At 63.9% G+C, this 22,825-nt stretch carries 23 protein-coding genes; 13 read left to right on the top strand and 10 right to left on the bottom strand.

Going from position 1 to position 22,825, the window contains the following annotated elements; genetic code table 11:
* Positions 1-222: 222 nt before the first annotated feature.
* Both QU44_RS14900 and QU44_RS14895 read right to left on the bottom strand, forming a co-directional pair.
* Positions 223-654: a hypothetical protein gene (locus QU44_RS14900; protein WP_033923173.1), complete on the bottom strand. Its 432-nt coding sequence runs from the start codon at positions 652-654 to the stop codon at positions 223-225.
* 100 nt (positions 655-754) lie between these two features.
* A complete protein-coding gene (locus tag QU44_RS14895) occupies positions 755-2,263 on the bottom strand; it encodes a YifB family Mg chelatase-like AAA ATPase (protein ID WP_033923172.1) in 1,509 nt (502 codons plus the stop codon).
* A 202-nt stretch (positions 2,264-2,465) separates the two neighbouring features.
* Here QU44_RS14895 and rpmH point away from each other — a divergent pair, with 202 nt between their 5' ends.
* The 5 genes from rpmH (at position 2,466) to yihA (ending at position 5,641) form a co-directional block, all read left to right on the top strand.
* On the top strand, positions 2,466-2,600 hold the full coding sequence (rpmH, locus tag QU44_RS17905; RefSeq protein WP_081988086.1) for a 50S ribosomal protein L34: 135 nt from the start codon (positions 2,466-2,468) through the stop codon (positions 2,598-2,600).
* Positions 2,601-2,605: 5 nt separating this feature from the next.
* Entirely contained in the window at positions 2,606-2,923 is a 318-nt protein-coding gene (gene rnpA, locus QU44_RS14890; protein WP_081988085.1) for a ribonuclease P protein component, read from the top strand.
* 142 nt (positions 2,924-3,065) lie between these two features.
* Complete coding sequence (yidD, locus tag QU44_RS14885; RefSeq protein WP_033923170.1) at positions 3,066-3,278, top strand: membrane protein insertion efficiency factor YidD; 213 nt, start codon at positions 3,066-3,068, stop codon at positions 3,276-3,278.
* A 21-nt stretch (positions 3,279-3,299) separates the two neighbouring features.
* Positions 3,300-5,003 (top strand): membrane protein insertase YidC, encoded by a 1,704-nt coding sequence (gene yidC, locus QU44_RS14880; RefSeq protein ID WP_033923169.1) that lies wholly within the window; start codon positions 3,300-3,302, stop codon positions 5,001-5,003.
* Positions 4,952-5,641 (top strand): ribosome biogenesis GTP-binding protein YihA/YsxC, encoded by a 690-nt coding sequence (yihA, locus tag QU44_RS14875; RefSeq protein WP_081988084.1) that lies wholly within the window; start codon positions 4,952-4,954, stop codon positions 5,639-5,641. The genes yidC and yihA overlap by 52 nt, the downstream gene beginning before the upstream one ends.
* Before the next feature lie 93 nt (positions 5,642-5,734).
* Here the strand turns inward: yihA and QU44_RS14870 are convergent, their stop codons facing one another.
* From QU44_RS14870 to QU44_RS14860, 4 genes are read right to left on the bottom strand one after another with little or no spacing between them, the layout of a single operon-like run.
* On the bottom strand, positions 5,735-6,550 hold the full coding sequence (locus QU44_RS14870; RefSeq protein WP_052134913.1) for a HoxN/HupN/NixA family nickel/cobalt transporter: 816 nt from the start codon (positions 6,548-6,550) through the stop codon (positions 5,735-5,737).
* Positions 6,547-6,744, bottom strand: coding sequence for a DUF1289 domain-containing protein (locus QU44_RS17900; protein WP_081988083.1), 198 nt, complete (start codon positions 6,742-6,744; stop codon positions 6,547-6,549). Before QU44_RS17900 ends, QU44_RS14870 begins: the two co-directional genes overlap by 4 nt.
* Positions 6,741-7,775: a WD40 repeat domain-containing protein gene (locus tag QU44_RS14865; protein ID WP_033923166.1), complete on the bottom strand. Its 1,035-nt coding sequence runs from the start codon at positions 7,773-7,775 to the stop codon at positions 6,741-6,743. Before QU44_RS14865 ends, QU44_RS17900 begins: the two co-directional genes overlap by 4 nt.
* Positions 7,772-8,755 (bottom strand): CobW family GTP-binding protein, encoded by a 984-nt coding sequence (locus tag QU44_RS14860; protein WP_033923165.1) that lies wholly within the window; start codon positions 8,753-8,755, stop codon positions 7,772-7,774. The genes QU44_RS14865 and QU44_RS14860 overlap by 4 nt, the downstream gene beginning before the upstream one ends.
* A gap of 298 nt (positions 8,756-9,053) precedes the next feature.
* Between QU44_RS14860 and QU44_RS14855 the strand changes: the two genes are divergently transcribed.
* On the top strand, positions 9,054-11,564 hold the full coding sequence (locus QU44_RS14855; protein WP_052134911.1) for a TonB-dependent receptor: 2,511 nt from the start codon (positions 9,054-9,056) through the stop codon (positions 11,562-11,564).
* Positions 11,565-11,601: 37 nt separating this feature from the next.
* Here the strand turns inward: QU44_RS14855 and QU44_RS14850 are convergent, their stop codons facing one another.
* Positions 11,602-13,260 carry a sulfatase-like hydrolase/transferase gene (locus QU44_RS14850; protein ID WP_033923164.1) on the bottom strand — a complete coding sequence of 553 codons (1,659 nt, stop codon included), beginning with the start codon at positions 13,258-13,260 and terminating at the stop codon, positions 11,602-11,604.
* Between the two features lie 284 nt (positions 13,261-13,544).
* Between QU44_RS14850 and QU44_RS14845 the strand changes: the two genes are divergently transcribed.
* The 5 genes from QU44_RS14845 (at position 13,545) to QU44_RS14825 (ending at position 16,868) form a co-directional block, all read left to right on the top strand.
* Positions 13,545-13,847, top strand: coding sequence for an SCP2 sterol-binding domain-containing protein (locus QU44_RS14845; RefSeq protein ID WP_033923163.1), 303 nt, complete (start codon positions 13,545-13,547; stop codon positions 13,845-13,847).
* Positions 13,848-13,943: 96 nt separating this feature from the next.
* Positions 13,944-14,870 carry a formylglycine-generating enzyme family protein gene (locus QU44_RS14840; RefSeq protein WP_033923161.1) on the top strand — a complete coding sequence of 309 codons (927 nt, stop codon included), beginning with the start codon at positions 13,944-13,946 and terminating at the stop codon, positions 14,868-14,870.
* Positions 14,871-14,899: 29 nt separating this feature from the next.
* Positions 14,900-15,814 (top strand): haloalkane dehalogenase, encoded by a 915-nt coding sequence (locus QU44_RS14835; protein WP_033923179.1) that lies wholly within the window; start codon positions 14,900-14,902, stop codon positions 15,812-15,814.
* Entirely contained in the window at positions 15,811-16,221 is a 411-nt protein-coding gene (locus QU44_RS14830; RefSeq protein ID WP_033923160.1) for a DUF1330 domain-containing protein, read from the top strand. The genes QU44_RS14835 and QU44_RS14830 overlap by 4 nt, the downstream gene beginning before the upstream one ends.
* The gene (locus tag QU44_RS14825) at positions 16,218-16,868 is read left to right on the top strand and encodes a 2-hydroxychromene-2-carboxylate isomerase (RefSeq protein WP_033923159.1); all 651 of its coding nucleotides are present in this window, start codon (positions 16,218-16,220) and stop codon (positions 16,866-16,868) included. Before QU44_RS14830 ends, QU44_RS14825 begins: the two co-directional genes overlap by 4 nt.
* 26 nt (positions 16,869-16,894) lie before the next feature.
* Here the strand turns inward: QU44_RS14825 and QU44_RS14820 are convergent, their stop codons facing one another.
* Positions 16,895-18,673: a sulfatase-like hydrolase/transferase gene (locus tag QU44_RS14820; protein WP_033923178.1), complete on the bottom strand. Its 1,779-nt coding sequence runs from the start codon at positions 18,671-18,673 to the stop codon at positions 16,895-16,897.
* Positions 18,674-18,801: 128 nt separating this feature from the next.
* Between QU44_RS14820 and QU44_RS14815 the strand changes: the two genes are divergently transcribed.
* Together QU44_RS14815 and QU44_RS14810 are read left to right on the top strand one after the other, a co-directional pair.
* Positions 18,802-19,191 carry a hypothetical protein gene (locus QU44_RS14815; RefSeq protein WP_033923158.1) on the top strand — a complete coding sequence of 130 codons (390 nt, stop codon included), beginning with the start codon at positions 18,802-18,804 and terminating at the stop codon, positions 19,189-19,191.
* 272 nt (positions 19,192-19,463) lie between these two features.
* Positions 19,464-20,117 carry a TetR/AcrR family transcriptional regulator gene (locus QU44_RS14810; RefSeq protein WP_052134909.1) on the top strand — a complete coding sequence of 218 codons (654 nt, stop codon included), beginning with the start codon at positions 19,464-19,466 and terminating at the stop codon, positions 20,115-20,117.
* Between the two features lie 58 nt (positions 20,118-20,175).
* Here the strand turns inward: QU44_RS14810 and QU44_RS14805 are convergent, their stop codons facing one another.
* Together QU44_RS14805 and QU44_RS14800 are read right to left on the bottom strand one after the other, a co-directional pair.
* A complete protein-coding gene (locus tag QU44_RS14805; protein WP_081988082.1) occupies positions 20,176-20,757 on the bottom strand; it encodes an ankyrin repeat domain-containing protein in 582 nt (193 codons plus the stop codon).
* 68 nt (positions 20,758-20,825) lie between these two features.
* Positions 20,826-22,526, bottom strand: a complete 1,701-nt coding sequence (locus tag QU44_RS14800) for a catalase (protein WP_081988081.1) — start codon at positions 22,524-22,526, stop codon at positions 20,826-20,828.
* Between the last annotated feature and the right edge of the window lie 299 nt (positions 22,527-22,825).

Raw genomic sequence — 22,825 nt, 5'->3', positions numbered from 1 at the left:
CTACAAAAGCTACACTACGTACCCCCCGGATCGCCCTTCCCCGCGTGGCGGAAGGCGATGCCGGAGGTGGATGGGGCGGGCGTGTTCATGCGGCATGCGTATCAAAGCGCGGGGTTGTAGGACAGCGGGGTTTGGTTCCGGGCGTTGTGATCGTGCGTGCTCGGTAGATGTAGTGGCGCGAAGTGGTGGAAAGCGGTCGTTCGGGCGATCACTGAAAGCCTGTCAGCGCTTGAAGCGAACCTCCCCGATCTCATCTGCGTGCGCCGTTGCGAACCGCCAGATGGCAATGACTGCAATCAACGTGCCAGCAAATATTATCGCAGAAAGTGGCAGACTGTTCAGGCCAGATGGCAATGCGGCGTAGGTTGTCGCAGCCAAGCCCGTTAGTAACGCGACCAGCGCCCCACTCCACCGCGGTGAGATGTCCTTTAAGTCTTGCGTTTGGGAGCGATCGTCAAATCGGATTGCATGGTACGCTATTAGCAAACCGTAGACGATTGCTTTGAGGGTCCGCTCGTAGCCTCGCATTTCGGCACCGACAACTGCGCTGCGCCACTCGATATACCACGTGAAGAACAGCGCGCCGGCGGCCATAAAAGCCAATACCTTGATGAGTTTTGCAGCCAAGGTGCGGAGTCGCTTCAAGTCAGTCACGCCAGCGAACCTATTGCGTTGGTACGCCCTGTCAACGTCCGCAAATGGGCGATACCTGCCGCCCCATCTCCCTCAAATCCGCCGCGAGCTTCGCCCCCCCTCAATTCAGCGGCCCCCTGCGCCGATAACTCAGCGCCTCGGCAATGTGCAGCCGCCCCACCGTTTCGACGCCCGCCAGATCGGCGATGGTGCGCGCGACGCGCAGGACGCGGGTGTAGCCGCGCGCGGACATGCGCATCGATTCGGCGGCCTGGGCCAGCAATTTGCGGCCGGCTTCGTCGGGGGTGGCGACGGCTTCGAGGGGGCGGCCTTCGACTTGGGCGTTGGTGCGCGTGGTGGTGCCGGCGTAGCGCGCCGCCTGTATCGCGCGGGCGGCGGCGACTCGGGCGGCGACTTGCGCCGATCCTTCGGCAGGGGGCGGCAGGATCAGGTCGGCGGCGGTGACGGCGGATACTTCGACGTGCAGGTCGATCCGGTCGAGCAACGGCCCCGATACCTTGGCCTGATAATCGGCGGCGCATTTGGGCGCGCGGGCGCAGGCGAGCGCGGGGTCGCCGAGATGGCCGCAGCGGCAGGGGTTCATCGCCGCCACGAGCTGAACCCGCGCGGGGAAGGTGACATGGGCGTTGGCGCGCGCGACACTGACGGTGCCGGTCTCCAACGGCTGGCGCAGCGAATCGAGGACGGCGCGCTGAAATTCGGGGAGCTCGTCGAGGAAGAGGATGCCGAGATGCGCGAGGCTGACCTCGCCGGGCTTCACCTTCAGCCCGCCGCCGGTGAGCGCTGCCATCGATGCCGAATGATGCGGGCTGCGGAAAGGGCGGTTGCGGGTGAGCTTGCCGTTGGTGAGCGTGCCCGCGACCGATTGGACCATCGAGACTTCGAGTGCTTCGGCGGCGTCGAGCGGGGGGAGGATGCCGGGCAGACACGCCGCCATCAGCGATTTGCCCGCGCCCGGCGGGCCGACCATCAGCAGATTATGGCCGCCGGCGGCGGTGATTTCGAGCGCGCGCTTGGCGGTTTCCTGGCCCTTTACCTGCGCCAGGTCGGGGCCGATGACCGGATCGTCGATCTCGCCGGGGCGCGGGGCGGGGAGCAACTGGTTGCCCTTGAAATGGTTGAGCAGCCCGATCAGGTCGGTTGCGGCGACCACTTCGATCGATCCGGCCCAGGCGGCTTCGGACCCTTGCGCGGCGGGGCACACCAGCCCCTTGCCGGTTTCGGAAGCATGCAGCGCCGCGAGCATGACGCCGGGGGAGGGAGCGATTCGCCCGTCGAGGCCCAATTCGCCGACGACGACATAATCGGCCAGCGTCTCGGCATCGATCACCCCCATCGCGCCGAGCAGCGCCAGCGCGATGGGCAGGTCGTAATGCGATCCCTCCTTGGGCAGATCGGCAGGCGAAAGGTTCACGGTGATTCGCTTTGGCGGCAGGGCAAGGCCGATCGCGGCGATCGCGCCGCGCACCCGTTCGCGGCTTTCGCCCACCGCCTTGTCAGCCAGGCCGACGACGATGAAGGCGGGCAGCCCGGCGACAAGGTTGCACTGCACCTCGACAGCGCGCGCCTCCAGCCCCAGATAGGCCACTGTCGATACGATCGCGACCATGCGTGACGTCCCCCTTAACCATAAGGCATAGCGGGTTTCGGAAGCGATGGAACCGGGCACCGCATCCCTGGCCGACGTTGACTTGAAACCGTCATCGGCGTATGGCGCGCCTCACAAGGCCGTCCCTGTGGCGGCCATTTTACGTTTTAGACGCGGCCATGTCGGTGCGCGCTCTAGCTTACAGATGCCAAGGGAATGACCGATGAAGCGGACTTTTCAGCCGAGCAACCTGGTGCGGACGCGCCGGCACGGCTTCTTTGCACGGATGGCGACGGCAGCGGGCCGCAAGATCGTCCGGGCGCGCCGGGCGCGCGGCCGCAAGAAGCTGTCGGCCTGACACGCATGACCCTGCGCCGCGAGTATCTCGCGGCGAATCAGGGGAAACGCGCGCCGATGCCGGGCTTCGTGCTGCTGGTGCGCGCGCGGGGTGACGCCGATCCGGCGAAACGGATCGGCATTACCGTATCGAAAAAAGTGGGAAACGCCGTTGTCCGCAACCGGATGAAGCGGCGTTTTCGCATGCTTGCGCGCGACGTGCTGCCCGAACATGGGCTGGCGGGTGCCGATCATGTGCTGATCGGGCGGCATTCTGGGATCGAACGGCCCTATGCCGATCTGGTGCGGGAGCTGGCCAAGGCTTGTGCCAAGGTGCGGCGGTGATGTTTGTCGCTGCCGTTGCGCCGGCGGATGCCGGGGTTTCCTACGATCGAAGTGCAGCGTTTGCGGCTCTGGGCCCCGGCTTTCGCCGGGGTGACGGCTGGTTTCGCCGGGGTGACGACCTTTTAGTGGCGGCGCGCTGAGCATGATCGCGCGCATCCTCATCCTGATCGCGCGCGGATGGCAAATCGGGCCTTCGCGCATTTTGCCGCCGACCTGTCGTTACGCGCCAAGCTGTTCGGCCTATGCAATCGAGGCGATTGGCCGCTATGGCGCAATCAAAGGCGGCTGGTTGGCCGCACGGCGCATTGCGCGCTGTCATCCATGGGGCGGGCACGGATATGATCCGGTTCCCTGAAGCTCCGAACGGGGAAGTTTCGTGAAGGAAGACCAGAAGAATTTCGCGATCTTCGCGATACTCGCGGCGTTCATCTTGTTCGGGTTTCCGATGGTGTCGGGATATTTCTTCCCCACCGCCAATCCGCCGGTGACCAAGATCGCGGGGGGCAAGACCACCGTCCTTCCCAATCCAAAGGCTGATCCCGCCGCCGATACCGGCACGGCAATCCGCAACCGCGACGCGGTGATCGCCGAATCGCCACGGGTGCGGATCGACACGCCCAAGCTGTCGGGTTCGATCAACCTGAAGGGTGCCCGGATCGACGATCTGGTGCTCAAGCAATATGACGAGACCATCGCCAAGGATTCGCCGCCGATCCGGCTGCTGTCGCCGGCGGGGAGCGCCGATGCCTATTTCGCCGGTTTCGGCTGGCGATCGAGCGGGTTTGCCGCGCCCGACGCCGACACGGTGTGGCGCGCGACCGGCGATGTGCTGGCACCCGGCCGCCCGGTAACGCTCGACGCCGATAATGGGCAGGGGCAGCGCTTCCGCATCGAGCTGTCGGTCGACCAGGATTATATGTTCACCGCGCGCCAGACGGTCGCCAATGGCGGCCAGGCGCCGATCGCGGTGACGCCTTATGGCTATCTCAGCCGGCGCGGCGCATCGACCGATGTCGATCAATGGGTCGCGCATGTCGGGCCGATGGCGGTGCGCGACGGCAGCGCGGTGTATCGCGATTATGACGAAGTAGCCGAGGAGGCGACCCGCTATCCCACCACCGGCGGCTGGGCGGGCTTTACCGACCAATATTGGCTGACCGCGATGGTGCCCGATCAGAAGGTGCCGGTCGAACTGCAATTGCGATCGGGTGCCAATGGCCAGTTCCAGGCCGATTATGCCCAGCGCGATGCGGTCAACGTCGCCCCCGGACGCACGACGACCCAGACCGCGCGCTTCTTTGCCGGGGCAAAGGAAGTGCGGTTGATCGACCGCTATGAAGCCGACCTGGGCATCATCCAGTTCGACAAGGCGATCGACTGGGGCTGGTTCCGAATCATCGAAAAGCCGATCTTTTATTATCTCGACTGGCTGTTCCGGCTGATCGGCAATTTCGGCATCGCCATCATCCTGCTGACGCTGACCATCCGGCTGCTGCTGTTCCCGATCGCGCAAAAGCAGTTCGCGTCGATGGCGAGCATGCGCGCGATCCAGCCCAAGCTGAAGGCGCTGCAAGAGAAGCATAAGGAAGACAAGCCCAAGCTCCAGCAGGAGATGATGGCGCTGTACAAGACCGAGAAGGTCAATCCACTGGCGGGCTGCCTGCCGATGGTGTTGCAGATCCCGATCATGTTCGCGCTGTACAAGGTGCTGATCCTGACGATCGAAATGCGGCATCAGCCGTTCGTCGGCTGGATCAAGGATTTGTCGGCACCCGATCCGCTGACCCCGCTCAACCTGTTCGGGTTGCTGGCGTTCAGCCCGCCGAGCTTCATCGCGATCGGCGTCGTGCCGATCCTGCTGGGCATTTCGATGTACTTCCAGTTCAAGCTCAATCCCGCGCCGATGGACGAAGTGCAAAAGCAGGTCTTTGCGATCATGCCGTGGATGCTGATGTTCGTGATGGCACCGTTTGCGGTGGGCTTGCAGGTGTATTGGATCACGTCGAACGTGCTGACGATGGCGCAACAATGGTGGCTGTATCGCCAGCATCCGGCGCTCAAGACGGCCCCTGCCAAGTGACGTCGCCGTTCGACGACGACGCGATCGAGGCGGCGCGGAAAATCTTCTCAGGGCCGATCGCCTTCCTGCGCTCGGCCCCGGCGCTGGAGCATATGCCCGAGCCGGTGGTGCCTGAGGTGGCGTTTGCCGGGCGATCGAATGTCGGTAAATCGTCGCTGCTCAACGCGCTGACCAACCGCAACGGCCTGGCGCGCACGTCGAACACGCCGGGGCGGACGCAGGAGCTGAACTTCTTTGACGTTGGCGAGCCGCTGGCGTTCCGGCTGGTCGACATGCCGGGCTATGGCTTTGCCAAGGCACCCAAGGACGTGGTGCGCAAATGGCGCTTCCTGGTGAATGATTTCCTGCGCGGGCGGCAGGCACTCAAGCGCAGCCTGTTGCTCATCGATTCGCGCCACGGCATCAAGGACGTCGATCGCGACATCCTCAAGATGCTCGATGCCGCGGCGGTCAGCTATCGCATCGTGCTGACCAAGGCCGACAAGGTGAAGGCGAGCGAGCTGGCCGAGGTAACCGAACGCACGATCGAGGAAGTGCGCAAGCGCCCGGCGGCGCATCCCGACATTCTGGTGACGTCGAGCGAAGGCGGGATGGGGATTCCCGAACTGCGCGCTGCGGTGATCGAGGCGGTAAGCTAGGCGGCGGCGCGACCAGCGGCCATCGTCCGAGGGGGCGGTGGCTGATTTCTGCCAACGACAATTTGGTGATCGGCCTTTATCGGTCGGCGGGCATCACGGGCTTTGGCGGACGGGCAACGGTTTCGCCGCGCGGCGTGCCAGCCAGCGACCCATGGCCAGAAACACCATTACGCTTGCCGCCGCGCCCAAGCCGAGCAGCGAAAAGGCAGCGTCGGACAGGGCTATTTCGGTGCCGAGTGCGCCGAGAATGGCATAGCCTGCCATGCCGTAGCTGAGCCACACCACCAGCCAACCGACCCCGCGTCGGTAGCGGCGGATCGCCGCTGTCGAACGCCCGGCTTTTCGCAACAGCCTGCCGACAATCTGGCTGTCGAGCGTGTCGGCAAGCAACATGCCCGCAGCAAAGCTAAGCGCGATTGCGAGCGCGGCGGTGGTCCCGCCCTTGGCGGTTGCCGCGGCACCCCAGGCAGCCGCCTGGGTGGCGGTATCGAATACCAGCCCGAAGATCACCCCGATCGCGATTACGGCAGCAGGATGGGTGCTGTTTCGCAGCCGTTGCGGGATCAGATGCGTTCGCCACCCCACCGGGGTATAGTCGCCTTGTCGCAACAGCGCGCGCAGGTTCAGGGTGCCGACCACCAGCAACAGCGCCACTACGGCACCATCGACAAGCCCGGCAACCCATCCCGGCATCGAGAAAGCACCCGCGGCCAAGGAGACGCCTACCGCCACCGACGCGACCGAAAAGCTATGGCCCAGGGCAAACAGCGTACCCGTCCACAGCGCCAATTGGGGGCGCCGATCCACGGTGCGGAACACGATATTGTCGATCACCGCGACATGATCGGGATCCAGCCCATGCCGCAGGCCCAGGACGAACATCAGCCAGAGCACCGATAATTCGATCATGCTTCTTTCCCGAATACCCGGATGCCGCGTTCGGCCAGCTTGCTCAGCCGGCTTGGCAGCGTCCTACTGATCGCCATCAGGCGCGGGCGTGGGGCCTTTTTCCATTCCCGGCATTCGGCGAGCGACCGGCCACAGGCGACGCACCAACCGGTGCGCCCGTCGAACCGGCAAATGTCGACACAGGGGTTTTTCACGCCCGCGTTTCCATATCCAGCACGCCAACCCGCCCGGTATCGCCGCCCCAGCCCAGCCGGGTGCCGGTGTCGTTCCACGTCATGGCGGTGATGGAGCCGACGGTGGCTTCGTCGATCAGCAGGACATTCTCGTCCCCTAATCGTGCCAGCGTGACCACCCCATCATTATACCCGACCGCCAGAAGATCATCGCGCGGATGGAACGCAACGCGGGTGACAAGCGCCCCCTTGCGCCGGGCGCGCAGCAGTGGCGGTTTGCCGATCGAGCCGGTCTTGCCTTCGAAGGGCCAGAGGATCGCCGCAGCGTCGCCGCTGGTGGCGAGCCATTTGCCCTTGCGATCCCAGGCAAAGCTGCGGGTTTTGGCGGCATAGCCCTCCATCCGCATGTCGCGCATGTCGGGAAGCTGCCAGCCGTGCAGGCCGGTCTCCTGCAACCCGGTGAGCAGATAGCGGCCATCGGCACTCATGGTGCAGGCGATGTGCGAGCCAACCCATTTGAGCGCGATGCGGCCGCTATCGGGGTTGCCGCCATAGACCAGCGTGGCCCCGTTATAATGCGCGATGCCCAGCCGCCTGCCCTTGGCGTCCAGCGCCAAGCCGCCGATCGTGGATTCGACAGGGTAGCGATGCGATGGGCTATCGCTGCCCCTGGTCCAGGCCACAGCCTCGCGCCCGATGCCCGCAACGATAAGACCCGAGGCCGGGCTGGCGACGAGATGGTCGACCCATTTGCGCGCAAAGCTGCCCAGCTCGACGACGTTGCCGTCGGGGAACACCCGGCAGACGCGGCCATCATCGCCGCCGGTGACCACCGAATCCCCAGCGGGGTGGCGACAGGCCGACAGGATGGCACCGTCATGTGACTGTACCGCCAAGGTTTCGCCCTGGTCACCGATCCAGCGGATGCTGCCGTCGCCCAGTGTTGCCGCCATCACTTCGCCTAGCCACAATAGCGCGGTCGGCTCGGCATCGACGTTCCAATGCCGTCCATGGCGGTGGACCAGCGCGTCCTTCTCGGCGATCGCGATCATTGGCTGGCGCGCGCGGCGCAAGCGTTGAAACCCAGCCGCAACGCTGCTGAATCGAGGTTTCGGCCAATGAATACCATGCGGCTGACCCGTTCCTCATCGGCTTTCCAGGCGCGCTGATGATCGCCGTCGAGCAGCATGTGGACGCCCTGCACCACGTAACGCTGCTCTTCGTCGGGAAATGCCAGCACCCCCTTGAGCCGCAGAATATCCTGCCCCTGCGTTGTGGTCAGAATCCGCAGCCATGGCATGAACAATTCGGGGCGGATCGGCGCGTCGGACGTCAGCGATACCGAAGTGATTGAATCATCATGCTCATGATCGTCTTCGGACAGGAAGTTGGGCTCGATTTCGAGAATGCGATCGAGGTCGAAGGCTCCGCGCTCCATCACTTCTTCGAGCGGAACGACGCAGTTCTGAGTCTCATGCAGCTTGGCCTGTCCGTTGATCGCACGGATGCGTTGGCGCACTTGTTCCAGTTCCTGGGCGTCTACCAGATCGATTTTGTTGAGCAGGATCACATCGGCAAAGGCAATCTGCTCCTCGGCCTCGTGGCTGTCTTCCAGCCGGGCCAGTACGTGGCGCGCATCGACCACCGTGACGATCGCATCGAGGCTGGCGCGCGCGCGCACCTCGTCATCGACGAAGAATGTCTGTGCGACCGGGGCAGGATCGGCGAGGCCGGTGGTTTCTATGATGATCGCGTCGAAGTCGTCCTTGCGCTTCATCAACCCTTCGATGATGCGGATCAGGTCGCCGCGAACGGTGCAGCAGATGCAGCCGTTGTTCATTTCGAACACTTCCTCGTCGGCATCGACGATCAGATCGTTATCGATGCCGATCTCGCCAAATTCGTTGACGATGACCGCATATTTGCGCCCGTGATTTTCGCTTAGGATGCGGTTGAGGAGCGTCGTCTTGCCCGCGCCGAGATAGCCGGTGAGCACGGTGACCGGGATATGCGAGGCCAAAGAGGATGCCATAAATACTGCCCACTAGAAAGTAATGATATACCGTCTCTTATTGAGAGATTTTTGCGTGCTTGCAAGGCTCAATTACGCGGTGCAATCGGCGTCGCCCGCGCCGCGAACCGCCACATAATGGTCCAAACGGTGCTGTCGCGGGCGTTTATCAACATTCAGATCGGCCTGTCGGCCGGAAGGGCAGTGTTGCCAATGTCCGGTCGGTGCCTGTGAATATCAGCCCCTTGCCAATCATGGTAAATCGGGTACCTTATGGCATATACAGTGCCAATATATGGCATGATCAGGGGAGGGGTGTATGAAAGTTGGTCCGCTTTGCGGCGCCAGTTGGGCTGCCTTTTTTGCAATCGTTCCGGCTGCCGCGCAGACTGTCCTGGACGACGATCTGCCTGCTGACGACATCATCGTCACCGCGCAGCTCGAGCGGCAGACGCTGCAAAGCGTGCCGATCGCGGTGACCGCAATTACTGCCGAGCAATTGGAGCGATCGGGGATCAACGATCTGCGGACGCTCGAGGCATTGTCGGCGAGCTTCAACCTGACCAGCGCCAATTCGCAGAGCAGCGGCACGACGATCCGGATCCGCGGCGTCGGGACCACCGGCAACAACACCGGGCTCGAAAGCGCGGTCGGGATATTTATCGACGGCGTCTATCTCAGCCGTTCCGGTATCGCGCTGGGGGACTTGCTCGATGTCCAGCAGGTCGAGATATTGCGCGGGCCGCAGGGAACGCTGTTCGGGCGCAACACGTCGGCCGGCGCGCTCAACATCACGACCGCCGCGCCCAATCTTGCCAGGGTCGAGGGTTTCGCCAGCACGACCGGTGGCAATTACGAACTGTTCAATGTGCAGGCGGGCATGTCGGTGCCGATCGTCCGCGACACGCTGGGCGTCCGCCTGTCGGGTGCCTATCGTGAGCGTGACGGCTATATCGGCAGCACCGCCGGGCCGACCAGTGGAGACCGCAACCGATATGTCGTGCGTGGGCAGTTGCTTTGGCAGCCCAATGACGATCTGAGTTTCCGCCTGGTCGGCGATTATGCCAAATCGGACGAGCATTGCTGCGAACCGATCATCGTGCAGGATACCAGCTTCGTCCGGCGCGGGCTGTACACGCAAGTCGGCTTGCCTGCCGATGGCGGGGTGCCGATCAGCGGCCAGGCGGCGATCGACGCCCGGCTGGGAAATAGCGAGGATCAGCGCGATCGCCTGGAGCAATGGGGAACGACGGGCCAATTGGATTGGCGGCTGGGCGACATCAAACTGACCGCGATCACCGCCTATCGCTGGTCAGATAATACACCCGTTGCGAACAGCGACTTTACCAGCCTGAAGGTTCTGTCGACTTCGGATACCGGCGCGACGGCGACCGGCGCAGCGCAACAGGTAAGCTCGCGCATCACGACCTTTTCGCAGGAGATACGGCTGAGCGGTGCGGTGTGGGAGGATCGGCTCAAGCTGTTGGTGGGTGCCTATTATCTCGACGAGACGATCGACGAGCTGCAATCGCTGACGCTGGGCAGCGATTACCAACGCTATAACAGTGTGTTGCTACGCGCGATTGGGATCACGGCGTTGGGGCCGAATCCCGCGCTGGTGCTGGCGCAGAACGTCAATGCGACGGGCGACTTTGCCAATAATCTCTTCACTCAGAAGGGGCGTAATTGGTCGATCTTCACCAATGAGACGCTCAAGCTGACCGATCGCGTCGCGGTCAATGTCGGCCTGCGTTATTCGAACGATCGCAAGGAGGGCGTTTTCTCGCAGCTTTCGGCGCGCTCGTCGGCGTGTGGGGCGACGCTGACCAGCCCGATCGGCGCTGCGCTTCCCGCTGCTGCGCGCAATGCCGCCATTTCGCTTGCCTGCTTCCCGTTTGCCACCCGGGCCAATCTGGCGGGGGCGGGTACCGCGTCGGGGCCGCCGACGCCGGTGACCTATGATCTGGTCTTCCAGGACGATTCGCTCAATTACACCGCCAAGCTGATCTGGACGATCAGCGAGGCGGTCAACAGCTATGCCAGCTTCACCCACGGGTATAAGTCGGGCGGCTTCAACCTCGACCCGTCGGCAGGCATCGCCGGGGCCGATCCTCGCTTCGATTCCGAGACCGTCGACGCCTATGAAATCGGGTTGAAATTGCGGTTGGGCCGAAGCTTTACCGCCAATTTCGCGTTGTTCGATGCGCGGTTGTTCGGGTTGCAAGTGCTCGAATTCACCGGGATTCAGTTCACCACCTTCAACGTGCCAAAGGCGCGCAGCACCGGGGGCGAGATCGAGCTGATGGCACGGGTTTCGCCCCGGCTGACCGTCAACGGCTCCTATACCTACACCAATGCGCGCTTCCCCAGCGACTGTGCCGGCGCGCTGACTGCGGTGAACGTGACGTCGCTATGCGGCCAAAGCCTGATCAACGCGCCGCGCCATGCCGTGATCACCGGGTTCGATCATCGCCAGCCGATCGGCCGCAATCTGACGATCGGGTTTAGCGGGTCGGCAAGGCTCGAATCGGATCGACGCACATCGACCCAGGCAGTGATCGTCGGCACCAGCATACCCGCCGCGTTCGACATCCAGGACAGCAATGTGAAGCTCGACATGCGCGCCGGTCTGGGTCGCGCCGATGGTCTTTGGCGGGTCGAGCTATGGGGGAACAACCTGACCGATGCATTCACGCGCAGCATCACCTTCAACATGGCGTTGCGCGGCACGCCGGGTGCGGCGGGCGGTCCCGGCGGCATTGGGCAGGCACGCGGAGGCAATTATGCCGAGCCGCGCACCTATGGCTTGACAGTGCGGCGACAGTTCTGATCGCGCGGTTGGAGCGAGGCGGGAAGCCCGACCGGCGCTAATTCGTCCAATAGATATACGCCTGATCGCGCGACCAGGGTGCGTTTAGCGGCACGTCGATCCGCACCGGCGTCTCGATCAGGCCGGGCCATAACGGCTTGGCCATGCCCCGATTATGGGCTGCGATCTTGGCGCGCAGTTGCGCCACCCGCGCCGGGTCGCGCGAGGCGAGGTTGCGGCGTTCGTGCGGATCGGCCGCCAGGTTGAATAGATACGCCTTTTCGGGCCGCGCGGTGATTTGCAGCTTCCAGTCGCCATCGCGCACCGCGCGATATTCGCCCGAGCGCCAGAATAAAGGGCCGGTGGCGGTGGTCGGCGGCGTGCCGGGGACGATGCCCGCCAGCACATCGTTCGAATCCATCACGCGGTCGCGCGGCATCGGCGAGCCCGCCACGGCGGCGATTGTCGCGAACATGTCGAGATGGCTGGCCCTGGTGGTCGATTGCGTCGCCGGTGCGATCTTGCCCGGCCAGCGCATCAGCAGCGGCACCCGGATCCCACCTTCGAAGAAGGTCGCTTTCCAGCCGCGATACGGCTTGTTGAGGTCGGGGATGCCATTGTACCAGGCAGCGCCATTATCGCTGGTGAAGATGACGAGCGTATCGTCGTCGATGCCGAGCGATTTGAGCTTTGTCATCACATCGCCGATTCGCCGATCCATCTGGCGGATCATCGCGCCATAGACGCGCGTCGTGTGATCCTTGATCATCGGTAGCGCGTCGTAATCGCCCTGGGTCGCCTGTAGCGGGGTATGGGGTGCGTTGTACGCCAGATAGAGGAAGAAGGGCCGATTCCGGTTCGCCTCGATCGCGGCCAGGGCGTTGTCGGTCAGATAGTCGGTCATATGCCGGTCGGGCTCGAACCGCTGACCATTGTTGAACTGGACCGCGTAGGGAAGATTGGGCCACAGGAACCGATCGATCGGGTCCAAGGGCAGTTTCGCGTTCACGCTCGCGGGATCGTTTTGATGCAGATATTTGCTGCCGCCCGAGCGGAAGCCGAGCGTTTCATCGAAGCCGCGCGCATGCGGGGCCAGGGCGTCGGCCTCGCCGAGATGCCATTTGCCGATGTGCAGCGTATGATAGCCCCGCGCTTTCAGCAGTTGCGCGATCGTGATCTCGCTCGCGGGTACGCCCTGCAAGGGATAGTCGATGACGTTTTTGCTGAGTTCGTCGTGGAAAATGATCGGGTAGGGCGAATTGCCCTGGTCGCTATGTGCCACCGCGCCGGCGAACACTGCGGGAACGGCAGTGAATTCAAAGCCGTAGCGCGTGGGGTACCGCCCCGTCATCAGCGCGGCGCGCGATGGCGAGCAGGTTGCATTGGCGGCGTAAGCGGTGGTGAAGTTGACCCCTTGGGCCGCGAGCGCGTCGATATTCGGCGTCTTGACCGCACCGCCGCCGACGCCGCCGCCGTCCAGGCTGATGTCGTTGATGCCGAGGTCGTCGGCCACGATCAGGATCACATTGGGCGGTCGCCGGGCGGTCGCCACCCGCGTCGCAGGGCCGCTGGCCCAGGTGACCGGCTGGTTTGCGGCGATGGGCCTGCGCCATTCGCTGATGATACCGGGGAGATAGATTTTATACTGCTGGAACAGGGCATAGCCTCCGGCGACCAGAGCTGCGGCCAGCGCAAGCCACCAGAGCCTGCGGCTCATGCCCGCGGACTCAAGCTGCGTGCGACGCGCATCGGCGCGCTTCCATGACTTTCAGCCATACTTCCCCCTTCCGATGCGCCGATCGACGCTGCGACATAATTGGCGTATTATATGCCAATATATTATCGCGGACTTGCCCATTTGAGTCAACGCGCGCGGCAAAGGCTGTCCACAGTGCCCGATGCTGAAAACCTTGCCCTCCAGGCGGCGGCGCAAAGCCACTTGACCGCACCCGATGCCAGTTTATTATGACATGAAAGCTGCCATTAAAAAGGAGGCGTTCGATGCCGACTGTCGCTGAGGTTACCCATGTCATGGCCAGCAATGAAGCGGTCGTTCCGGGCAAGCGGGTGAGGCTCGATTTCGGTGAGGAGGGCCATATTCTGCTCGACGGGATTGCCAGGAGCGTGACCAATGATGACGGCCCTGCCGACACCACGATCAAAGTATCGTTCAGCAATTTCCTGGCGCTGGCGGATGGCTCGCTCAACGGCACGGCGGCGTTCATGCTCGGCAAGCTCAAGGTCGAAGGCGACATGGCCGCCGCAATGCAACTGCAATCGGTAACCTCCAAGATAAAACCCTGAAGCCATCGGGCGTTGGCAGTCGGCGATGCGCCACAATAGCGTTGCAGCGCAGCCCGTGCCGTGTTCGATGCAATGAATGTGGCGGGGGGAGCGGCAATGAGGCGATCGGCGTACCTATTTGCCTTGCTGTTCGTTGGGGCATGCAACCGCTCGCCCGACATCGCACAAAGTCCGGCCGACGGGTGCGCCACGCAGCCCGATGCTCAAATGCGCTGGATCGCCGGCGGTCGCTTCGCGATGGGTGAGGATGCGCGGTATCCCGAGGAGGGGCCGCTGCGTTCGACCGAGGTGGCAGGGTTCTGGATCGATCCGCATGAAGTGACCAATGCGCAATTCGCGGCGTTCGTGCGCGCTACGGGCTATCGCACGCTGGCCGAGCGTGCGCCGCCGGTGCTTGCCGATGCGCCGCCGGAAATGCGCGTGCCGGGATCGGCGGTGTTCGGGGTGCCGAGTGAGGCCGACCCGCGATGGTGGCGCTGGATGGTGGGCGCGCAGTGGCGGCACCCCTCGGGGCCGGGCGAATCGATCGCCGGCCATGATCGCGACCCCGTTGTTCAGATCGCGTATGACGACGCGCTCGCCTATGCGCGCTGGGCGGGCAAGGACTTGCCGACCGAGGCGCAGTGGGAATATGCCGCCCGAGGCGGCGAAGCGGTGGTGCCCGAGCCGGTTGGCCGCGATGGCGCCCCCGCCGCCAACTATTATCAGGGCGTATTCCCGGTGCGGAACCTTGCGACCGACGGCTATGTCGGGCGGGCCCCCGTGGGCTGCTTTCCCGCCAATCGATACGGCCTGTACGACATGATCGGCAATGTCTGGGAATGGACCCGGAACGCCGCCGACGCGAGCGGCGACCTGCGCGTCATCAAGGGCGGATCCTATCTGTGCGCGGCGAATTATTGCGCGCGGTATCGCCCGGCGGCGCGCCAATTTCAGGAACGCGGGCTCGGCACCGATCATATTGGCTTTCGTCTGGTCGACAATCGCCGCCCCCCGCCCGTTGACCTGTCGGCGGCATTATGACACACATGCTGCCAATATAGGAGATGACGATGCAGGTGTTGCGAACGCCCGATGCCAGCTTCGGCGCGCTGACGGCCTATCCGTTTGCCCCGCATTATTGCCCGGTCGCGATCGACGGCTGCCCCGAGCTTCGCCTGCATTATGTCGATGAAGGTCCGCGGGAGGCAGCGCCGATATTGCTGCTCCACGGCGAGCCGAGCTGGTCCTATCTCTATCGCGATTTCGTGCCGCCGTTGGTCGCGGCGGGGCACCGCGTGGTTGCGCCCGACCTGATCGGCTTCGGCAAGTCGGATAAGCCTGCCGAGCGCGGCGATTATACCTATGAGCGTCATGTCGCCTGGATGCGGACCTGGCTCGAAGCGCTCGATCTGCGCGACATCACCTTATTCTGTCAGGATTGGGGCGGCTTGATCGGCCTGCGGCTGGTCGCTGCATTTCCGGATCGCTTTTCGCGCCTGGTCATCGCCAATACCGGCCTGCCGACAGGCGCACCGGCGGGCGAGGGCTTCAAGGCGTGGCTGAACTTCAGCCAATCGAGCGCGGTTTTCCCGATCGGTCATATCGTCAGCGGCGGCACGGTGCGCGGGCTGACGCCGGCGGAGATCGCCGCGTATGACGCCCCGTTCCCCGACGACAGCTTCAAAGCCGGCGCTCGGCAGTTTCCCGCGCTGGTGCCGATCACGCCCGACCATGCTTCGGTTGCCGAGAACAAGGCGGCGTGGACCGTGCTCGAGGGCTTCGCGCGGCCGGTGCTGACCTGCTTCAGTGATCGCGACCCGGTTACTGCGGGTGGCGACCTGGTTATGCAGGCGCGCATCGCCGGTGCGGCGGGCCAACCGCATGTCACCATCGCCGAGGCGGGGCATTTCCTTCAGGAAGACAAGCCCGACGAAATCGTTCGAACGATCCTCTCGTTCATCGCGGCAACCGGAGCCACGCCATGATCGTCGTCAACGCGGTGATGCCAAGCGCCGAACAGGCCGCCGCCTTCTTGACGGGCGACGAAGGGCCATTCGTCATGATCAACCTGCTGAAGTTCAAACCTTGGGCCGAATATCCCGATGGCGCCGACGCCCACCTGACCGGTGTCGAGGCCTATATGCGCTATGGCGTGGCGGTGCGCGCGCATCTCGAACGGGTAGGGGCAACGCCCGGCTATGTCGGGCGGGTGACCGGGCTGCTGCTGGGCGAAGTCGGCGAGTTGTGGGATTCGGTCGCGCTCGCACATTATCCTTCGCTCGCGGCGATGCGCGCGATGGTCGAGCATCCCGACTATCAGGCGATCAGCGTGCATCGCGTTGCCGGCCTTGCCGGGCAACTCAACATCAAAACCCAGGGCAGTGGGGTTTGACCCTCACCTTCGATCTCTATTGGTCGTTCCGCTCGCCTTATTCCTATTTGGTGACCCAGCGGCTGGTCGCGCTGGAAGCGGCATATGATGTTCGCTGCAACGTGCGGATCGTCTATCCGATCGCGGTGCGGCAGGCCGATTTCTTCGCGCACCTCGATCCGTTGTGGGTCAGCTACCTGATGCGCGACATCGTTCGCACGGGCGAGTTTCTGGGCATCCCGATCCGCTGGCCGGTGCCCGATCCGGTGGTGATGGATTTCGCGACCCGCACCTATCCGGCGCAACAACCGCACATCCATCGCCTCAGCCAGCTGGGCCAATTGGCGGCAGAGCGCGGGTGCGGCCTGGCTTTCATCGACGAGGTGAGCCGGGTGATTTGGGACGGAAGCGTTGATCAATGGCACGAGGGCGATCATCTCACGCATGCAGCTGCGCGTGCTGGGCTGGAGCTGACCGAGATGGATCGCGTCGTTGCCGCCGAGCATGAACGGCTCGATTCGGCGATCAAGGCCAGCCAGGATGCGCAGCGCGTGGGAGGGCATTATGGCGTGCCGCTGATGGTGTTCGCGGGCGAGCCGTTCTTTGGCCAGGACCGGTTTGACCAGCTCAAATGGCGGCTGGAGCAGGCGGGGCTCGCGCGCCGTTGAGGTGCTCTCGCGGTCCGATCCGCCGTTCATCGCCGCCTTGCGCGGCGGCGGCGCAATCGCCAGCCAAGCGCACCCGCCAACAGCACCAACAGCGCCAAGGCCGCAAATGGTGCCGCCCGTTCGAGTTTGGGGCGTGCCACGGTGTCAAAGGCATTGGCGTTGATCTGGCCGGCGGCGGTGTAGCCGGCGGGCATCGGCAACACGCCGTCGCGTGCGGCAAAGGCGGCATAGTCGGCGCGCATCGTTCGCGCGCGCGCCGGGTCGGCGGCGGTCAGGTCGCGCGTTTCGCCGGGATCGGCGACGATGTCGTATAGGTGCCAGCCGCCATCGCCGGTCGGCGGCAGGTTTTTGACCAGCTTGTAGCGGCCCTTGAACAAGGCAGCATTGCCCGAAAGTTCGTAGCCGATCGGCTGATCGTCGGGATGAATCGTCGCGGCCTTGCCTTCGAGCAGCGGCACCAGGCTGCGCCCGGTCATCGGCTCGATCATGCGCCCGCGATACCGTGGTCCGGGTAGGGGCACCCCCGCCAGCGCGAGCAATGTCGGGGCGATGTCGGTAACGTCGGTGAAACCGTGCGCGATCCGCCCGCCACGGATCGCGCGATTGGCCGGCCAGGCGATCACCAACGGGACGCGCAACCCGCCCTCGGCGGCGGAGAATTTATAGCCGCGCAGCGGCGCTGCGGCGGCGCTTGCCCAGCTCGGCCCGATCGAGGTCAATGTGCCGCGCTGCCCGGCATGTTCGGGGGTGAAATCATAATTGGCAGAAAGAAACAGACGGTTGATCAGGCGAGTGCGCGGGTCGAGCGGTTCGGGGCCATTGTCCGACAGGAAGACAAAGACGGTGTGGTCATAGGCACCCGTCGCCTTGAGGTGCGCGACGAGCCGGCCGATTTCGTGATCGGCGGCTTCCGCCATCGCGGCATAGGCGGTCATTGCGGCGGACGCTTCGATCGACGGTTGCCAGCGCGCGCTGGTCTCCATCCGCACCATCGCGGCATCGCCCGAAATAATCCCGAGCGCGACCGCGCGCGCGCGCCGTGCCGAACGCAGAGCGTCCCACCCCGCGCGATAAGTGTCGCGATAGCGTTGCAGATAGGCGTCGGGCGCTTGCACCGGGATGTGGTTGGCAAGGAAATTGATCGAGGCGAAGAAGGGTCGACCGCTGCCATGCCCGCTGTCGATATAGGAAACCGCCTTGTTGACGATGAAGGTCGAGGAATAATAGTCCGGCGGCAAGGTCGCGGGGCGTCCGTCCTCGGTCCAGTCGGCCTTGTCGTACATGCCGATGATCGGCTTCTGTTCGAAATTATCCGCGCCCGCATCGGCCAGCGCAAAGGCGCGATCATAGCCGCGCGCGTGCGGCAGCTTGGTCGGCGTCTTGCCTAGGTGCCATTTGCCGGTGAAATAGGTGCGATACCCCTGATCGCGCAGCAGCTGTGCGATCGTCACCACACGGTCGTTGAGCACGGTATCATAGCCCGGCTTGCCGACATGTTCGGGCGGGATCGTCTCGGGCATGTTGCCAAGTCCCGCACGGTGATTGCGAACCCCGGTCTGGAGCATCGCGCGCGTCGGCGAGCACGAGCCGGCGACATGAAAATTGGAGAAGCGCACCCCGCGTGCGGCGAGTGCATCGATGTTGGGCGTGCGAATTTCGCTGCCGAAGCTGCCGACGTCGGTGAACCCCCAATCGTCGGCGAGCAGGATCACGATATTGGGGCGGCGGGGCGCGGCGGTAACCGGGGCGGGGGCAAGGCACCAGGCCGCGATCAGGATCGGCCATGGCGAGACTCGGCGTTTCATGGCTGCGCGCGCCATCTCACATATTCTCTCCCGATCCTGTGTCGTGATACGAGCATTGTGTCGGCAGGTAAAGTGTCATAACTTTCGTTGCGGCTGGACGGCAGCACGCGGGAGCGGAGGGGCGACGAATGCGAATGCTTGCGAGAATTCTGGTGGGCGGCGTGGGCGCGTTCAACTTCGCGCTCGGCCTTGTATTTCTGTTCGCGCCGGGCCGGCTGGCCCAGTCGTTCAGCATCGTGCCGATCGGCGCGCAGGGGATGGCGACGATGCGCGCTGATTTCTCGGCCTTCTTTCTGTGCGGGGCGGTATTTGCACTGGTTGGTGCCTGGCGACTGCAACGCGCGCCGCTGCTGGTGCCATTGCTGCTGTTGGGGACCGCGCTGTCGGGCCGGATCGTGAGCATCATAATCGACGGTTTCGTTGCCACGACGTTGGAGCCGATGCTGATCGAGGCGGCGATGATCGCGATCTTGTTGCTGGCTTATCGGCAGTTCGCCCCGAACGCGCGCGACGTATGAAGAGCGTCGCAGGTGGTTTGAGCGAGGATAGCGGTCGAAGCTTGCAGTGCCATATAGATGATGCGAACGCGCCGGCGGGAGTAGCGCCCAGACATATGCACAGCCCATGAGCGGCAGATGCAGGACAGGCCCGGCCAGCCTATAAATCGGCAGCTATAACGCCAATTTGGCATGCTGCCGGGAAAGCGAATGGACGGCGAATTGTTTTGGCAGCGGCACCGCAAACAGGCTACCGGGCTAATTCGAATTGTTGCCGTCCAAAAGAGAGTCACATGGCGAAACCAAGGTCAGTCACGCGCGCCGCTCCGGTCGCCGACCCTGTCCCCGACGGCCGGCGCGAACGCAGCAAGGCCAGCCGTGCCGCGATTATCGATGCGATGGTGACGCTGATCCGCGACGGTAACCTGTCGCCCACCGCCGATCAGGTCGCAGTCGTCGCGCGCGTCGGCCAGCGGACGGTGTTCCGCCATTTCCGCGACATGGAGGAAATCTATCGCGAGGTGACCGAGCGGGTCGAGGATCGCGTCATGCCGATCCTAATCCGCCCGCTAGAGGCTGCCGACTGGCAGGGGCGCGTGCGCGAAATCGCCGATCGGCGGTGGAAAATCTATGAAGAATTGCTGCCGTTTCGCGCCGCTGCCGATCTGCGACGGTTTAATTCGGACGTCCTCATGAAGGACTATCGGCGGCAGTTGCAGTTGGAATGGACGACCTTGTCGGCGATCCTGCCAGATGCAGTAAATGCCGACCGGCCATTGGCGATCGCACTGCATCTGGCGCTGAGCTTCCATTGCTGGCGCAGGTTGCGCGAGGACGAGTATCTCGATTGCGAGGCGGCACGCGCGGTGATCATGCGGATGGTCGATGCCGTGCTGTGTACGGTCGAGACGGGGAGCATGGCGGTCGCCGACAGCCAGAGAAACTAAGGCGCATCGGGCGCGCGCAGCCGGTTCCTTCCGCGACCGCGCGCGTCGCCCAAGCCGCTTAAGGATCGACCCGCGCGGCCATCGGCAGGTTACCCTGTGCCGCCGCTACCGAGCTAGCCGAGCGCCCGGCCGCGTCTTGAATCGATCGATCGGCACCTGCGGCTAGCAGCATCTCCACCTGTCGGCCACGATCGAACAACGCCGCCATCATCAGCGCCGTCTGGCCCGCGTGATTGCGCGCGTTCACGTCGCAGCCGCCCTTGAGCAGCCGCGCGGCAATCGCGTCCTCGCCCTTGAACGCCGCGCCCATCAGCGCGGTGTTTCCCTGGGTCTGATCCGGACGGCACACATCTGCGCCCTTGGCGATGAGCGCATCGACGGCGGCAAGCTGGCCATTATACGCCGCCAGGATTAGCGGGGTGAAGCCGCGTGAATCATAGGCGTTCAGGTCAGTGCCCGCATCGGCCAGCAGCGCGATCATGTCGGTTCGGCCAAGCCGGGCTGCTTCGAACAGCAATTGCTGACGCCGTTCGGGCGAGGGCAGGGCGGCGGTCGTGGAGGGCGACTGCGATACGGGCGCTGCGGCAGGGGCGGCTTGGGTCAGCGTGCCGGCAAGCAGCGCAGCCAGAAGAAATGACATGGTTCATCCGATAACTAGAGGCGGGGGAGCGATCGGGGGCCGCCCGTGACGGCCCCCGAAAGGCGGGATCAGCGCGGATTCTGATCCGGATTGGCCGCGCGATATTCGGCCACGGCCTGCGACACCTGTGCCATCGGCACCTTCGTCGCTGCTGCCAGCTTCGTGCCAAAATCCTGGTCCGCCTGATAGAAATAGCTGACCATGATCGTCTTGGTACGCGCCGATGTCACGATGTTGAGGTCGCCGGCCAGGTTGGTGACCAGGTCAGCCCTGTCCTGCGGCTTGAGCGCCCGATAGAAAATGCCGGCCTGTTCGAAGTTGTTCGTCTTGGCGATCGGCTTGGCATCCACCACCGCATCGACGGCATAGGTCGATGCCCGGAAGCGCGCGTCGGTCGCCTTCGCGGCGGTGGCTGCGGGGAAGTAGTTCACGTCCGAAGTGCGAACCGCCTGATCGAGCTGCCCGTCCTGATTGTTGTTCGACACGGGTGCCAGCGGCCGATTGACCGGAAGCTGCATCACATTGGCACCGATGCGGTGACGCTGGGTATCCGAATAGGAAAACAGCCGGCCCTGCAGCATCCGGTCGGGCGAGGCTTCGATCCCCGGCACCATGTTAGCTGGCGCGAACGCCGACTGTTCGGTGAATTCGAAGAAGTTGGTCGGCACCTTGTTCAGCGTCATCTCGCCGATCTTGCGGAACGGGACATCGAGCCATTCCTTGGTATCGTCGAACGGGTTGTAATCCAGCCCGGCGAAATCCGACGCCTTCATCGTCTGCACCATCAAATCCCAGGCGGGGAAATTGCCCTTGGCGATTTCACCATAAAGGTCGTCGGTGAGATAATTCCACGATGCCGTCGAAATCTGCGCCCCGTTCAGGTTGCGCACGCCTTGGCGGCTGATCCAGCGGAACTTGGCGAATACCGTCTCGCCAGCCGCGTTCACCAACTTGAAGGCATGGACGCCATTGCCATCCATCGTGCGATAGGATGCAGGCGTGCCGAGGTTCGAATAGACATGCGCGAGCATGTTGGTGGCTTCGGGCGTTGCCGAGAAGAAGTCGAAAAAGCGGTTCGGGTCCTGCTTGTTCGTCACCGGCGACGGCTTGAGCGCATGGATCATGTCAGGAAACTGGATGGCGTCGCGGATGAAGAAGATCGGCAGATTATTGCCCACCAGATCCCAATTGCCCTGATCGGTGTAGAATTTCGTCGCAAAACCGCGCGGGTCGCGCATGCCTTCGGGGCTGCCCGACGGGTGGATCACCGTCGAAAAGCGGACGAACACCGGCGTTTCCTTGCCTGCCGCGAACAGCGACGCGCTGGTGATGTCCGAAAGATCGGCGGTGGCGGTGAACACGCCGTGCGCGCCGGTGCCACGGGCATGAACGACGCGCTCGGGCACGCGCTCACGATCGAAGCGCGCCAGCTTTTCGATCAGCGTGGTGTCTTCGAGGAGGACGGGGCCAAGATCGCCCGCCGCCAGCGAATGCCGGTTTTCGCCGATCGGCGCGCCATTATCGCGGGTCATCTGCGGCGCTGCGGCGCTGCTGCCGCCACCCTTGGCTTCGACGGTGCCGGCGACGCCCGATTGCGCCAGGGCGGGCTTGCCTGCGCTGACCGGTGCCGGCGCGGTGGTCATGCGCTTTTCGGCCTGAGTCGCGGCGAGCGGCAGCGTCTGGGCAGCGGCGACGCCGACAAACGCTTCGGCTGAAATGGTGGTAAGCAGCACCGCCGCCAGTGCGCGGCGACTAATCGATTTCTTCATCTGGATTCCCTTGATTCCCAAACGGCTTTCGCCGTCTGGCTGCACATCCCGTGCAGGGTGGCTGCAATTGGCGCAGGGAATGACTTGCGCCAAACATCCATTCTTCAGCACAGTGATCGACCGGACCGATCACGCGACAGCGGTCGTCTGTTTTGGAGCCCAGGTTGCCGGAGAGGGAATCTCCGAAAAACGGTCAATCGCCGGGGCACTGCCAGCCACTTGTTCGCCTCGGGCTGCACCGTTATCCGACCTTTGGCACAAAGGAACAGTCATGACGCGCTCCATCACGGCGATTGCCC

The organism is Sphingomonas sp. 37zxx, assembly GCF_000786205.1.
Lineage (GTDB): Bacteria > Pseudomonadota > Alphaproteobacteria > Sphingomonadales > Sphingomonadaceae > Sphingomonas.
The sequence above is the reverse complement of the archived record's forward strand: the minus strand, read 5'-3'. Positions and strand labels throughout refer to the sequence as shown.

What these genes read in the sequence shown, in the direction of transcription:
- QU44_RS14895 (WP_033923172.1), bottom strand. Translation starts at nt 2,263, where the DNA reads ATGGTCGCGATCGTATCGACAGTGGCCTATCTGGGGCTGGAGGCGCGC.
- rpmH (WP_081988086.1), top strand. Translation starts at nt 2,466, where the DNA reads ATGAAGCGGACTTTTCAGCCGAGCAACCTGGTGCGGACGCGCCGGCAC.
- rnpA (WP_081988085.1), top strand. Translation starts at nt 2,606, where the DNA reads ATGACCCTGCGCCGCGAGTATCTCGCGGCGAATCAGGGGAAACGCGCG.
- yidD (WP_033923170.1), top strand. Translation starts at nt 3,066, where the DNA reads ATGATCGCGCGCATCCTCATCCTGATCGCGCGCGGATGGCAAATCGGG.
- yihA (WP_081988084.1), top strand. Translation starts at nt 4,952, where the DNA reads ATGGTGGCTGTATCGCCAGCATCCGGCGCTCAAGACGGCCCCTGCCAA.
- QU44_RS14870 (WP_052134913.1), bottom strand. Translation starts at nt 6,550, where the DNA reads ATGATCGAATTATCGGTGCTCTGGCTGATGTTCGTCCTGGGCCTGCGG.
- QU44_RS14865 (WP_033923166.1), bottom strand. Translation starts at nt 7,775, where the DNA reads ATGATCGCGATCGCCGAGAAGGACGCGCTGGTCCACCGCCATGGACGG.
- QU44_RS14860 (WP_033923165.1), bottom strand. Translation starts at nt 8,755, where the DNA reads ATGGCATCCTCTTTGGCCTCGCATATCCCGGTCACCGTGCTCACCGGC.
- QU44_RS14855 (WP_052134911.1), top strand. Translation starts at nt 9,054, where the DNA reads ATGAAAGTTGGTCCGCTTTGCGGCGCCAGTTGGGCTGCCTTTTTTGCA.
- QU44_RS14850 (WP_033923164.1), bottom strand. Translation starts at nt 13,260, where the DNA reads ATGAGCCGCAGGCTCTGGTGGCTTGCGCTGGCCGCAGCTCTGGTCGCC.
- QU44_RS14845 (WP_033923163.1), top strand. Translation starts at nt 13,545, where the DNA reads ATGCCGACTGTCGCTGAGGTTACCCATGTCATGGCCAGCAATGAAGCG.
- QU44_RS14840 (WP_033923161.1), top strand. Translation starts at nt 13,944, where the DNA reads ATGAGGCGATCGGCGTACCTATTTGCCTTGCTGTTCGTTGGGGCATGC.
- QU44_RS14835 (WP_033923179.1), top strand. Translation starts at nt 14,900, where the DNA reads ATGCAGGTGTTGCGAACGCCCGATGCCAGCTTCGGCGCGCTGACGGCC.
- QU44_RS14830 (WP_033923160.1), top strand. Translation starts at nt 15,811, where the DNA reads ATGATCGTCGTCAACGCGGTGATGCCAAGCGCCGAACAGGCCGCCGCC.
- QU44_RS14820 (WP_033923178.1), bottom strand. Translation starts at nt 18,673, where the DNA reads ATGAAACGCCGAGTCTCGCCATGGCCGATCCTGATCGCGGCCTGGTGC.
- QU44_RS14815 (WP_033923158.1), top strand. Translation starts at nt 18,802, where the DNA reads ATGCGAATGCTTGCGAGAATTCTGGTGGGCGGCGTGGGCGCGTTCAAC.
- QU44_RS14810 (WP_052134909.1), top strand. Translation starts at nt 19,464, where the DNA reads ATGGCGAAACCAAGGTCAGTCACGCGCGCCGCTCCGGTCGCCGACCCT.
- QU44_RS14805 (WP_081988082.1), bottom strand. Translation starts at nt 20,757, where the DNA reads ATGTCATTTCTTCTGGCTGCGCTGCTTGCCGGCACGCTGACCCAAGCC.
- QU44_RS14800 (WP_081988081.1), bottom strand. Translation starts at nt 22,526, where the DNA reads ATGAAGAAATCGATTAGTCGCCGCGCACTGGCGGCGGTGCTGCTTACC.